The organism is Halobacillus sp. ABR2_026, assembly GCF_056158545.1.
Window position 1 is genome coordinate 3,759,598 of record NZ_JBSWTM010000001.1, and the last position, 13,447, is coordinate 3,773,044.

General features: G+C 44.1%; 11 protein-coding genes. 4 read left to right on the plus strand and 7 right to left on the minus strand.

Features of this window, described 5'->3' with window-relative positions; genetic code table 11:
- Positions 1-785: 785 nt before the first annotated feature.
- The 7 genes from ACXADE_RS19030 to glgB all read right to left on the minus strand — a co-directional run bounded on the left by ACXADE_RS19030 (position 786) and on the right by glgB (position 11,318).
- Positions 786-1,160 carry a PH domain-containing protein gene (locus tag ACXADE_RS19030; RefSeq protein WP_474981993.1) on the minus strand — a complete coding sequence of 125 codons (375 nt, stop codon included), beginning with the start codon at positions 1,158-1,160 and terminating at the stop codon, positions 786-788.
- 12 nt (positions 1,161-1,172) lie between these two features.
- Positions 1,173-3,092, minus strand: a complete 1,920-nt coding sequence (locus tag ACXADE_RS19035) for a glycoside hydrolase family 13 protein (RefSeq protein ID WP_474981994.1) — start codon at positions 3,090-3,092, stop codon at positions 1,173-1,175.
- 24 nt (positions 3,093-3,116) lie between these two features.
- The gene (locus ACXADE_RS19040) at positions 3,117-5,555 is read right to left on the minus strand and encodes a glycogen/starch/alpha-glucan phosphorylase (protein ID WP_474982273.1); all 2,439 of its coding nucleotides are present in this window, start codon (positions 5,553-5,555) and stop codon (positions 3,117-3,119) included.
- A 29-nt stretch (positions 5,556-5,584) separates the two neighbouring features.
- A complete protein-coding gene (gene glgA / locus ACXADE_RS19045) occupies positions 5,585-7,015 on the minus strand; it encodes a glycogen synthase GlgA (protein ID WP_474981995.1) in 1,431 nt (476 codons plus the stop codon).
- A 114-nt stretch (positions 7,016-7,129) separates the two neighbouring features.
- Positions 7,130-8,236, minus strand: coding sequence for a glucose-1-phosphate adenylyltransferase subunit GlgD (gene glgD, locus ACXADE_RS19050; RefSeq protein ID WP_474981996.1), 1,107 nt, complete (start codon positions 8,234-8,236; stop codon positions 7,130-7,132).
- A 12-nt stretch (positions 8,237-8,248) separates the two neighbouring features.
- Positions 8,249-9,409: a glucose-1-phosphate adenylyltransferase gene (locus ACXADE_RS19055; protein ID WP_474981997.1), complete on the minus strand. Its 1,161-nt coding sequence runs from the start codon at positions 9,407-9,409 to the stop codon at positions 8,249-8,251.
- On the minus strand, positions 9,399-11,318 hold the full coding sequence (gene glgB / locus ACXADE_RS19060) for a 1,4-alpha-glucan branching protein GlgB (RefSeq protein ID WP_474981998.1): 1,920 nt from the start codon (positions 11,316-11,318) through the stop codon (positions 9,399-9,401). Before glgB ends, ACXADE_RS19055 begins: the two co-directional genes overlap by 11 nt.
- Positions 11,319-11,812: 494 nt before the next feature.
- On the opposite strand from glgB, the gene ACXADE_RS19065 reads away from it, so the two are divergent.
- The 4 genes from ACXADE_RS19065 to ACXADE_RS19080 are packed head-to-tail and all read left to right on the plus strand — an operon-like array spanning position 11,813 to position 13,424.
- Positions 11,813-12,226, plus strand: coding sequence for a DUF948 domain-containing protein (locus ACXADE_RS19065; protein WP_474981999.1), 414 nt, complete (start codon positions 11,813-11,815; stop codon positions 12,224-12,226).
- Positions 12,227-12,244: 18 nt separating this feature from the next.
- Complete coding sequence (locus ACXADE_RS19070; protein WP_474982000.1) at positions 12,245-12,694, plus strand: DUF948 domain-containing protein; 450 nt, start codon at positions 12,245-12,247, stop codon at positions 12,692-12,694.
- Positions 12,691-12,915 carry a hypothetical protein gene (locus ACXADE_RS19075; RefSeq protein ID WP_474982001.1) on the plus strand — a complete coding sequence of 75 codons (225 nt, stop codon included), beginning with the start codon at positions 12,691-12,693 and terminating at the stop codon, positions 12,913-12,915. Before ACXADE_RS19070 ends, ACXADE_RS19075 begins: the two co-directional genes overlap by 4 nt.
- Positions 12,915-13,424 (plus strand): hypothetical protein, encoded by a 510-nt coding sequence (locus tag ACXADE_RS19080; RefSeq protein ID WP_474982002.1) that lies wholly within the window; start codon positions 12,915-12,917, stop codon positions 13,422-13,424. Before ACXADE_RS19075 ends, ACXADE_RS19080 begins: the two co-directional genes overlap by 1 nt.
- Positions 13,425-13,447 lie beyond the last annotated feature (23 nt).

Below are 13,447 nucleotides of genomic sequence, written 5' to 3' on the forward strand. Positions count from 1 at the left end.
TTTTCTTGAAGACTTTATTTCGAGATGCTTGTGCGGTAGTTTGGGACTGCGGGGGATGACTCGCTTTCCGCGGGAGCGCGGTGAGCCTCCTCAGGCTTACGACTTGCGGGTCTCACCCAGCACTCTTTTCCTCATAGATATCCGGTTTATGCGCCTAGCGGCTAGTGAGACTTCCCTCGCTTCTGTACGATAAGTCAACATCGATTCCCTTCGTTCTTCGTGTTTCCTTTATCTCCTCCAGCTCAGTCCAGTCCATACGCCGCTGAACGAGACGCCTAAACACTTAAGATAGGAGTCTCGCCACCCCCCCTCCGCCCCTTAGCTAGATCAGTGTCTCGAAACCCCTTCATGAATCATCAGCTATTCTAGTTGGTGAGAGGATAAGGATCATACGCCCAAACCGAGGTATTCGAACCCGGAAAGCTTGCTACATAGCGTTTTATGCCTACACACCGGGATAGTGGAAGACCATCCAACGTTGGTAAAGGGGTTCGTTTCCCCCCTCTTGGAATGGGGGGATTGGGAAGCTGGGAGACTCCCGTGGGAGAAAGGAGCTCGGCACTCCACACGATAACGAACCCGGAAACATCTCGAAATCGTAAAAGTAGATCATCTAAAGGTTTCGACAATTGGAAATAAACCCCCTTTTACCATCCTATCATTCATGGTCACTTCCATCCGTTGATGCAAATATCAACACTGAACTTTAACAGATCCAAGCATAAAAAAATAAGCCGGGAACCTTTGCTCCAGGCTTATTTTCAGAATTGTTTCACGTGAAACATTTATAGAACATAAGTGGCAAGGGTTTGTTGGACTTCTTCAATTGGACTATCTTTCTTGAACAGTTTTCCGATCGGCTCATTTGATCCTGAGAGCCAGATTTTTAGTTCAGAATCCAAATCGAAGCTTCCGGCTGTTTCCACGCTGAAATGCGTAATGCTTTTATATGGAATCGAGTGATATTCTACTTTCTTCCCCGTCATGCCTTGTTTGTCAATCAGCAGTAATCGCCGATCTGTAAAAATGAAAGAGTCTCTCAACACCTTATATCCACTTTGGATCGCCTCTCCTTCAATGAGGATATCCTCCAGCTCTCTTTCCAGTTTATCTACATCCACTTGACTTGCATTCCCCATAAGACCATCTAAAAACCCCATCGCTTTTCCCTCCTATTTCATCAAACGTAACAACATCGCTTCACACGGTTCTAATTGAATCGTTAAGACATTGTTCTTAGAGCTGAAAATACGTTTTTTGTTCTCTAAATGCTGCCACTTCCCTTTTTGAATAGGAAGATTGATTTCTATGCTTTTTCTCGTGTGACGGTTGAATAGATAAAGAATCCGTTCATTAGAAGCTTCTCCGTTGAAATGGTCCACTCCGTCATCCGTCCAGCGTTCAAAACCGATGACATCATAATCGAGAGTGAACGATTTCCAGTGTCCCGTTCGAAGAGCTGTATGTTCATTCCGCCACTGCCCGATTTTCTTATACCAATCCATCAGTTCCTGATCTTCCCTGCCCCATGGATAAGGCTTGCGATTATCCGGGTCCGCTCCCCCAGTCACTCCTGCTTCATCACCATAATAAAGGGATGGAACGCCTGGAAAGGCATAAATCCATAAACTGAGGGCTTTGACTTGCTTAATGATGAGCTTATCTTTTTCATCTCCACCAAAATCATCTGGGAGATAGTCTTTCAACATTGTTAAAATCCGTTCTACATCATGGCTGGAAAGCATGTTCATGAGTGCGTAGAAGTATTCCTTAGGGTAATGTTCACATAAAGTCATAAGACGTCTGTGAACCGCATAAGCATCCATTTCGCCTTTCATGAAATCCAGCATGATGCGACGCATCGGGTAGTTCATCACAGAATCCAGAACACCACCCAAAAAGTAATCACGCCTTTTTCCATAGGCTGTTTTGTTGGAGGCATCCTCCCACACCTCACCGAGCAGGACGCTATTCTCATTGTTCTGCTTCAGCTGTCGATAAATTTGACTGATGAGATCATCGGTCAATTCATCAGCAACATCGAGACGCCAATGGTTCATGCCGGATTTCTGCCACGTTTTAATGACACTGTCGTCATTGTGAACGAGGAAGTTTTGATACGCTTCGTTTTCTTTATTCAAGGTAGGCAGAGTCCCCACTCCCCACCAGGCATCATATTCGTCCGGATAATGATGAAAGGTGTACCACGTGTAGTAAGGGGAGTTCTTTGACTGATAAGCCCCCAATGAATCATATTTACTTTCTCTGTTGAAATAGATACTGTTGCTCCCGGTATGACTGAACACCCCGTCGAGCATTATTTCAATGCCTTTGGCTGCAGCTTCACTGATCAATGTTTCCAAATCTTCTTTCGTGCCTAAGAGGGGGTCTACTTTATGGTAATCACCTGTATCATACCGGTGATTACTCTCCGCTTCAAAAATCGGGTTCAAGTAAAGGACAGACACTCCAAGAGATTGGATGTAATCCAGTTTCTCTGTAATGCCCTTGAGATTCCCTCCAAAAAAATCCCACCGGATCACTTCTCCCCGTTCATTACGGATGTAAACCGGGTCATTTTCCCAATGAGCGTGCACAAGACTCGTTTCAGGAGCCTTTTCCATCTCTAAATCCCCAGCTGAATAAAATCGGTCAGGGAAAATTTGATACATCGTCGCGTTTTTCCACCAATCTGGAGTTTTGTAGGAAGGGTCGTATACCGTGATCTGCCAGGATGGAGGAATATGATCATACACCTCTCCATCGCCGCTTTCATAGCTTTTTTCCCGCCCGTAAAAAAGCGTCTGATCTTCTAATACAACTTCGAAGAAATACCATATAAGCTGGGGCGTATCCGGCATACGGATGGTCGTTTCATAAGAGACCTGCTGATGTTCCTGACTGTGAAGATCCATTTCCTTCGTCTTCTCATCGTCGGTGCGGTCTAAGATGTAATGAAGGATGACATGGGATACTCTGTATCGGTCGCTGATGTCGATTTTGAGTGTAACAGGAGAACCCTTCGGTGCAGCACCGAAAGGCTCTCGATAAGATTCTTCAAAACTATTGTGATACATCTCCTTTTGTCTCACACATCCGTCCCCCTAAAAAATACCTCACTTCAATGTTTTTACACGTTGAAGGTCCCAAATATCACGAGCATACTCCTGGATTGTCCGGTCGCTAGAGAAAACACCGGATTGAGAAATATTAACAAGGCTCTTTAAGTTCCATTGACGTTTACGCTGGTAATCCTGGCTCACTTTTCGCTGTGCCATTAAATAACTTGCAAAATCTTTCAGTACAAAGTACTCATCGTTATAAGTGAGAAGGGCGTCGTAAATGTCTTGAAAATCAGTTTCACCTTTCGAAAACGGGCTGTAGTGGATAAGTTGGTCAAGGGTATGTCTGACACGTTCATCATTTTCATAAACGGCCCGGGAAGAATAGGATCCGTTGCGGTAATAGTCCCACACCTCATCAGACCTTAAACCGAAAATGTAAATGTTTTCATCTCCCACGAGGTCATGGATTTCCACATTCGCCCCGTCCATCGTCCCTAGAGTCAAGGCGCCGTTCATCATGAACTTCATATTCCCTGTTCCTGACGCTTCTTTTGTGGCCATTGAGATTTGTTCACTGACGTTACTAGCCGGTATGATTTTTTCTGCAATAGAAACCGAATAATTTGGAAGGAACACGACTTTTATATAATCCCTCACATCAGGGTCGTTGTTGACCACAGATGCAATACGGTTGATCAGTTGAATTACTTTCTTCGCAAAGTGATAGCTCGGTGCGGCTTTTGCCCCGAAGAAGAAGGTTCTCGGAACGATATCAAGGGTCGGGTCCGACTTCAGTTCATTGTATAAATGCATAATATGAAGAGCGTTAAGCAGTTGTCGTTTGTACCCATGAAGCCGCTTGATGTGCACATCGAAAATGGAATTCGGATCGACCGTTATTCCTTGGGTGTTTTTCACCCAGCGGGCAAAATCCTTTTTATTCTCATGTTTGATTTCATGGAGACGGTCAAGAAATGCAAGGTCATCTTTACGGTCAAGCAGGCGTGACAATTGTTGCGGTTCTTTCATCCACTCTTCCCCAATCGCTTCTGTAATCACAGAGCTCAAAGAGCGGTTGGCATGCATAAGCCATCGCCGGTGGGTAATCCCATTCGTTTTGTTATTAAAGCGTTCAGGAAATGTATTGTAAAACCGTTTCATTTCCCTTTCTTTCAAAATATCCGTATGGAGTTTAGCTACCCCGTTGATGCTGTGGCTGCCCACTATACTTAAATGTGCCATCTTCACTTGACCATCCGCAACAATCGCCAAATCGGCAATCCGGTCGAATTCTCCAGGGTATGTTTTCCATAAAGCCTGACAGAACCTCTCATTAATCTCATGAATGATCATGAATATTCTCGGCAGGAGATCCCGTACAAGCCCCACCGGCCATGACTCGAGAGCCTCGCTCAACGTCGTATGGTTCGTATAGGATACGGAAGCTTGTGTAATATCCCAGGCTTCTTCCCATCCAATACCTTTTTCATCCATAAGAATTCTCATCAATTCAGGAATGACAAGGGCCGGATGGGTATCATTGATATGAAGCGCCACTTTGTCAGGGAAAGAAGACCATGGCAACCCAAGCCTCTCAAATGAACGCACAACGGATTGCACGCCAGAAGAGACTAAAAAGTACTCCTGTTTCAGACGAAGCCGTTTTCCTTCTTCCGTGGAGTCATCAGGATATAGAAAATCCGAAATGGACTCAAGAGATCGTTTATGTTCCAAAAAGTGTCCGAAGATCCCCTGATGTTCAGCCTTCGTCATTGTATCTTCCACACTGGGCTCGGCGGACCAGAGCCTCAGAGTATTGACTGTATCATTATGGTAACCGACCACCGGTACATCATAAGGGACGGCTTGGATCGGTTCATAGTTCTCATATTTAAAATGGAGCTTTCCATCTTTATCTCTTGTTGAGGAAACGTGTCCTCCGAAACGCACTTCAATCGCATCTTCCGGACGACGAACTTCCCACATGAATTCTTGTGAAAGCCAATAATCCGGGAATTCCACTTGTTTACCGTCCATGATATGCTGATCGAACATTCCATAACGATACCTGATCCCATAGCCATGCCCAGCCAGTTCCAAGGATGCTAGAGAATCAAGAAAACAAGCAGCTAATCGTCCTAAACCTCCATTACCAAGTCCCGCGTCGCTCTCTTTTTTTTCAAGTTCAGACAAAGAGAGCCCAAGGTCCTTTAAACCTTCTTCCACGAGTGAAAGATTATCAAGATTCAACAGATTGTTACCCAGGAGACGCCCCATTAAAAATTCCATAGAGAAATAATAGACCTGCTTCGTCTTATTCGTCTTGTAGGATTGATTTGTCTTCAGCCAATCTTTATTGATCTTTTCACGGATCAAAGACCCAAGCGCCCGGTACGTATCGAATTCGGACGCTGTATCCATGGTTTTTCCAAATTTACGTTCCAACTGTGCTTGGAACTCCGACTTGAATTCTTCCTTGTCACTGAACATCACCATGAAGGTTCCTCCTATCACCGCTGCTAACGGAACATGGATTGATAAAGGTCCATATACTGATCAGCAGAGTTTTTCCATGTGAACTTACTCTTACAAATATTTTTCACTAGATTCTGCCAAGCAGCAGGTTCCTGATAGAATTCGAGCGCTCTGCGTATGGTGTACAGCATGTCATGGGCGTTGTAGTTGGAAAACGTAAACCCGTTGCCTTCTCCAGTCTCTTCATTATATGGCTGGACGGTGTCCGCGAGTCCTCCTGTTTCCCTTACAATAGGGGCGGCTAAATAGCGTAACGCAATCAGCTGGCCGATGCCACATGGTTCGAACCGGGAAGGCATAAGGAAAAGATCGCTCGCTGCATAAATCTGTCTGGAAAAAGGTTCTGAAAAACGGATATTCGTAGACATCTTCTCAGGGTGTCTTTGCTGGGCCCACTGAAGCATCTGCTCGTATTGATATTCTCCTGTACCTAGCAGAACGATCTGGACGTCATCATGATACAACAGCTCATCAATGACCCTCCCGATCAAATCGAATCCTTTCTGCTCCACCAGCCTGGAAACGATGCCAATCATCGGTACATCTTTCCTGACCGGTAACCCAAGCTCTGCCTGAAGCCACATTTTGTTCTGAGCTTTTTTAATTAAAGAACTGCGAAAAGGAAAAGCCAAAGCCTCGTCTTTCATAGGGTTATAGTTATGATCGTCGATGCCGTTGACAATTCCGATCAATTCATCCGTCCGCTTTCGTAGGACTCCGTCTAGGTTTTCCCCATAATAAGGGGTTTGAATCTCTTTTGCGTAAGTTTCACTCACGGTTGTAATGAAATCCGCGTAATTCAAGGCACCCTTCATAAAATTGATATCTCCGAAAAATTCAAAAGCATCTTCGGTCATCATGTTCTCATCAAAGTCCATCAAATCATGGAGAACGGATTGGGCGAAAACACCTTGATACTTCAAATTATGGATGGTGAAAACCGTTTTCATACCTTGAAGTTTTTCAACTTCTTTATAGTGGGTATGTAAATACACCGGGATTAAACCTGTCTGCCAATCATGGCAGTGGAGAACATCCGGCGTCCATTCCATCTCGCAGATCCAGTCCATGACTGCACGATTGAAAAATACAAACCTCTCTGCCTCATCATCATATCCATACAGGTTGGATCGCTTGAAATAATACTCGTTATCTATGAAATACACAGGGATTCCATCGTAGTTGATATATTCAATCCCTGCATATTGATTACGCCAGCCAAGGGTAACATTCAATTCACCCAGGTGCTCCATCTGATTCTTCCAATGATCATCCATATTCTCATATTTCGGCAGAATAACTCGCACATCCGCCCCTTGTTTTTTCAGAGCATGTGGCAGAGAACCCAAAACATCAGCGAGTCCTCCCGTTTTAATAAAAGGGGTACATTCAGAACCTATCATTAATACATTCACGTTTGACCCACTCCTTTTTTAATGGTTGTATGTTCAAGACATCACGTATGCGCTCATTACATGAAAAGGACTGTCAGAGTGATGAAGTCCGGACAGTCCCTTCCCTTAGGGGTATTACATTGTTCTTCGTTTCGCTACGACAAACGGTTTTTCCGGTGCACCAATTAATGTCTTCCCGTTTGAAATGTTGCAGTCTTTATCAAGAATGACGTTTTCCAATACAGCATTGCTTTCAATTTCACAGCGCTGCATAATGATGGAATTTTTAATGACTGCTCCTTCTCCGACTTTCACCCCACGGAAAAGGATGCTGTCTTCTACGTGGCCTTCAATTACACACCCATTCGCCACCATCGTATTCGAAACGTTTGATGTAGCCGTATAATTGGACGGTGCTTCATTTTTAATCTTCGTGAAGACAGGAGCATCATCTTTGAAAAGCTCATCATGTTCTTCTGCATTCAAAAGTTTCGCACTGTTTCGGTAGTAACTTTCTACGGAATTGATCAACGCATGGCCGCCATGATACTCATACGCATGGATGTTGATATCAGGCAGCTGGGCTTTGATTCCATCAAGGAAGAAGTGAGAGCATCCATGAGCTATGCATTTCTCAATGAGTCGGTACAAAAGATCTTTTTCAATGATATACATATCCATATACACATTCTGACTGCTGTGATCGTTATGGATCGCCGTTACGCGGTTGTTTTCATCGACGTCTAATTTATGGGCTTGCTGATGCTCAGGATAGAGCTCATTCACTTTCTTATAGACAACGGTCACGTCTGCCCCTGAGTTTTTATGCTCCTGAAGGACATCTTGATAATTGATATTACAGATGTGCTGGGAACCTGACACAACAATATATTCAGCCAGCGTACGATTAATAAAATCGATGTTGTTATGGAAATGTTGCAAATCCCCTCGGGAAATGTCCGTCGGATCGTTCCAATCTGGTGGAAGAATGAACAACCCACCACGCTTGCGGTCCAAGTCCCACGCTTTTCCCTGCTCTAAATGATCCATTAATGAACGGTATTTCCTCCGAGCGAATACCGCAACGGATTCAATCCGGGAATTGGTCATATTTGAAATGGCGAAGTCGATCATACGGTAACGCCCTGCAAATGGAACAGCAGCGCCACAGCGGAAATAAGTCAATTCATCCAACATATCTTGTTCATGATCCAAATTTATGATTCCTGCTATACGATCCATAAAATCCTCCCTTTAACTATTGGTAGCATAACTTGTGGCAAGGACACTCCCCTCATCTGCCACGAGTGTTATTTCACTGTCTGGTGATGGGTCCCCGATCACTGTCCCATCTTCGATGACACTTCCTTTCGAAATAATGGCCCGATGGATTTTTACATTTTTTCCGATTTTCACATCAGGCATGATGACACTGTCTTTAACCACTGAGGATTCATCGACGTGGACACCATAGAAAATGATCGATGTATCTACGGTCCCCTTGATCCTGCAACCCTCATTGATCAAGGCATTTCTCACATGAGCGCCTGGTGCGATATATTGAGGCGGCTGGTTCGGATTTTTTGAGTAGATCCGCCACCTTGGATCGTTCAAATCCAAGTCAGGATCTCGTTTCAACAGGTCCATATTCGCTTCCCACAGACTGTCGACCGTACCAACATCCTTCCAATATCCATCGAATGTATAAGCCATCAATTTTTTATAATCGTAAAGAAGAGCTGGGATGATGTCTTTACCGAAGTCATGGGAGGAATTTTCCTTTTCCGCATCCTCCAGCAGATATTGTTTCAATACATCCCAACGGAAAATATAAACACCCATGGACGCCAGGTTGCTCTTCGGATTCTCAGGTTTCTCATCAAATTCCGTAATTCTGCCATCCTCATCTGTATTCATGATGCCAAAGCGGCTGGCATCCTCCCAAGGGACTTCGATCACTGATATCGTAGCGTCAGCACCGGACCCTTTATGGTAATCAAGCATGGCACCATAATCCATTTTATAAATATGGTCACCGGAGAGGACTAACACGTGTTCCGGATCATACTGGTTCAAGAACTTCAGGTTACGGTAAATGGCATTGGCTGTTCCTGTATACCACCCGCCACCTTCAGCCTGCATGAAAGGCGGGAGAACAGAAACACCGCCAAATTTACGGTCAAGATCCCATGTATCGCCAATCCCAATGTAATCGTTTAAAATTAAAGGTTCGTATTGGGTAAGGACACCGACCGTATCAATTCCTGAATTCGTACAATTGCTCAATGGAAAGTCTATGATTCTATATTTACCGCCAAAGTAGACGGCAGGCTTTGCGATTTGTTTGGTTAATGACTTCAGCCGGGTACCTTGGCCACCAGCTAGAAGCATAGCTACACATTCTTTATTTTTCATGATTTTCCTCCTTGGATACTGAAGTTCTTTTCAAGAAGCTCACACCGAGCGGGGGAATCGTCATGGAAATATGCTGATCCTGTCCTTGCCATGGGGAAGGTACACTATCAATAGGCAGGCCGTTCGTCTGCCCGGAACCTCCGAAATGTTCCGCGTCGCTCGAAAAGATTTCTTTATATGAGCCGTGTTTCGGTACTCCGACTTTGTAATCGTGATAGACTTCGGGAGTGAAATTGCAGACGACCACCAGTTGGTCGTTCGACGTACGGCTGTTACGGACAAATGAAATAATGCTCTGCTCATAGTTATTGGCATCGATCCACATGAAGCCCTCTTCCTTATGATCGAGTTCCCATAACGCAGGCATATCTTGATACAATTGGTGCAACTGTTTCGTATAATCCAATATGGAGGCGTGGGAATCATAATCCAATAGCTCCCAATCCAGGTCTTCTAAATCTTTCCATTCATCGAACTGTCCGAATTCACCTCCCATGAACATGAGTTTCTTCCCTGGGTGGGCATACATATAGGCGAGAAAAGCCCGCAGGTTCGCGAACTTCTGCCAGTAATCACCCGGCATTTTATTGAGTAACGATTTCTTACCATGAACGACCTCATCATGAGAAATCGGTAATACAAAATTCTCGGAAAAAGCATAGAACAAAGAGAAAGTAATCAAGTTATGGTGGTACTTCCGGTGAACCGGATCCATCTCCATATACTTAAGCATGTCATTCATCCAGCCCATGTTCCATTTATAATTGAAGCCTAGACCCCCGATGTAGGTCGGTGCACTGACGAGCGGCCATGAGGTGGACTCTTCCGCCATCATTAACACATCCGGGGTTTCTTCAAAGATCGCTTCGTTCATTTTCTTTATGAAAGAGACAGCTTCGAGGTTTTCACGCCCCCCATATTCATTCAGTTCCCATTCGCCGTCTTCCTTGCCGAAATCTAAATACAGCATGCTGGCAACGGCATCGACCCTCAAACCATCCAAGTGGTATTCTTTCAACCAGTAAATGGCATTCGAAATTAAAAAGCTCTGCACTTCGTTCCTGGCAAAGTCGAAGGTCAGCGTCCCCCATTGGGTCTTCTCTGCTTTCCCAGGATTGGCATATTCATAGAGAGCTTCTCCATCGAACCTTCGCAGCCCGTGAGCGTCTTTACAGAAATGCCCAGGCACCCAGTCCAATATGACACCGATTCCATATTTATGACACTGGTCGACAAAATATTTGAAATCATCCGGCGTTCCGTATCGGGAGGTTACAGCATAATATCCTGTTGCCTGATAACCCCAGGAGCGGTCAAAAGGATGTTCTGTCAAAGGGAGAAGTTCGATGTGGGTATATCCCAGTTCTTTGACGTATGGGATGACCATGTCTGCATAATCCCTGTAGTTATAGAAAACCTCAGGTTCAATGTATTTCCATGAACCGAGATGAAGCTCGTAGATAGACATCGGAGATTCATAGGGGTTCTTCGCCTTCCTCTGCTTCATCCACTCGCCATCTCCCCAGGAGTAGTCATCCAAAGGGGAGACAACAGAAGCCGTATCCGGGCGAAGCTCGCTGGAAAATGCATAGGGGTCCGCTTTTAATTGAAGGTGTCCGTGAGCTGTTAAAATTTCATACTTGTAAATGGTTCCTTTTTCAAGGCCTGGAATGAAGGCGATCCAAATTCCGTTATCATTGATTTTTTCCATAGGATGCTCCCGACCGTCCCACTGGTTGAACATTCCGACAACGCTCACCTGGACCGCATTGGGAGCCCAGACAGCAAAACGGATGCCTTTCTCCCCGTTTCTCTCATCTGGATGTGCACCGAGCAGTCTGTGACTGTAACGGAGATTTCCTTCATGGAATAAATAAATATCATGCTCTAATGTTGTACCTTGGACCACACCATCACTCCTCTTTTTCTTTTTTTTGAGATTCATAGGTTTAGTTGCAAAAAATGACGTGTTTATTTTTGCCTATATTTATCATAAAATCAGCGTACATCTTTTACAATTGCTATTAATAAAAATTTTCTGAAAAGTTTTGTCGAATTTTGACGTTTTTTTATACATTCTCATTATTATTGCTTTTTTTATTATTACTTTTATAAGTAAGCGCTTGCATAAATAGGTATTTCCCCCAACTATAAATGGAAAAACCTTACCAGGTGTAATTATCCAAATATAGGACTTTTTGAGTAGGTGATGAAAAAAACCTGCATCGGTTTTTCTATTTCCAAAAACTTCTCGCCGTCAGGTGTTTCGATGAAAAAGATTAGTGGTATAGCTTTAAAAGAAAATTCAGAGGTCAGATCGGAGATGAGAACCGATTCTCCGACGGCTTTTTCTCTATCAAAAAGGTAGAGAACATTCCTAAATCATAAAAGAGGTGAAGAGTCATGTCATTAGCGGGAATCAGTTTACTCATCATTGCGGTTGCCTTTGCATTTATCGCCATTTTCGTTGTGAAAACCCTGAAAGCCGCCTCCAGTACGATGAAAAGTGTTTCACATACACTGGAAAAAGTCGAAGGACAGATGCAGGGGATCACAACTGAGTCAGAAAGCTTACTTAAGAAAACAAACCATATCGCTTCAGATATTGAAACCAAGACAAAAACCCTTGATGGACTGATGGATGCCCTAAGCAATGTAGGGACGACTGTCGGCCACGTAAACCAATCCATACAGGGAGTTTCTGAGAGTGTTGCCCATGCTTCTCACGAAAAAGACGAAAATGTCACAAAAGCCCTCCGCTGGGGAGATGCAGCGATTGAACTTTACCTAAAGTGGAAACGAAAAAAAGTACAATAAGGAAGTGAGGTTTTTTATATGGATTTCTTAGGAATCGGTGTTCTAATTATCGGTATTGCCTTTGCCATCGTATCCATCTTTCTCATTAAAGCATTGAACAATCTGGCAGGTGTGCTCGGTGGAGTTAAAAAAACCGTCGATCAGCTTCCTGAGCAGTTGGATTCTGTCATGAAAGAAACGACGGGGGTTCTCCACCAAAGTAGTGGCACATTAGAGGACGTCAATGAAAAAATCCGCGCACTCAGCCCACTTTTCTATATTGTCGGTGATATCGGAGAATCATCCAGGAAGATTACCTCCTCCCTTGTGGATATGACCCATTCTTTAAAACAGACCACCCACGAAGGAGAACAGAAAATCAATGAGGAAGGCTGGCGCGGTGTTTATGGAGCTCTTGCGTTAACTTATTATTTTTCACAAAAAAGGAAAGCATTAAAAGCCGCTCAGCTGGAAAGCTCGTCATCATGAAGGGACTGGAGTGGATCATCGGTGTCACCACAGGTTTTGCCGGCGGACTCATGTTCAGAGTCTTGAGAAAAGAACCTTCTCTAACGAAAATGAAGTATGACCGCAGAAAAGAGGAGTTTTACCAGACGGGTAGAATTCAATATGAAGACATCCAAGCGACTAAAGAAAAAATGCGTATCGAAGCACAAAAAAATCTTATCACCGAAAGGGGAACATCATAATGGAAAACCAAAACGTAAATCAGCCGCAAACAGAAACACCTAAAAAGCGAGGAAACAAAAAGCTGCCTGTGGCCATTTTGACAGGGGCTTTGATCGGTGGAGCCATCATCCTTATCAAGGATCCATCTGAAAGAAAACGATTAAAAGAGGGGACACGTTCAACGAAGGATGCCGTATCGGGATATGCTTCGGAAGTGAAAGAAGACCCGTCCGCTAAAAAAGATGACCTTGTCACCCGCGTCCGCAGTGTTGTAAACATTGTCAGCGAAGCAGCAGCAACCATCCAGGATGTTTTTAATAACCAAGGAAAAGAAATCGCTGAAAAAGCGAAAGATATTAAAGAAGAATCAGAAGAAATCATCCATACAGCCAAAGATGCCGGAGAAGACCTTCAGGAAGTCGGAGATAAAGCACAGGAAGCCAAGGATGAGCTCACAGAAAATTCCACAGAAGAATCAAACACTCCTGTACAGCAGGAGAAAGTGGTCGAAGTAAACCCACAGCGTTAATAAATAACCAATAAGGAGAAGCC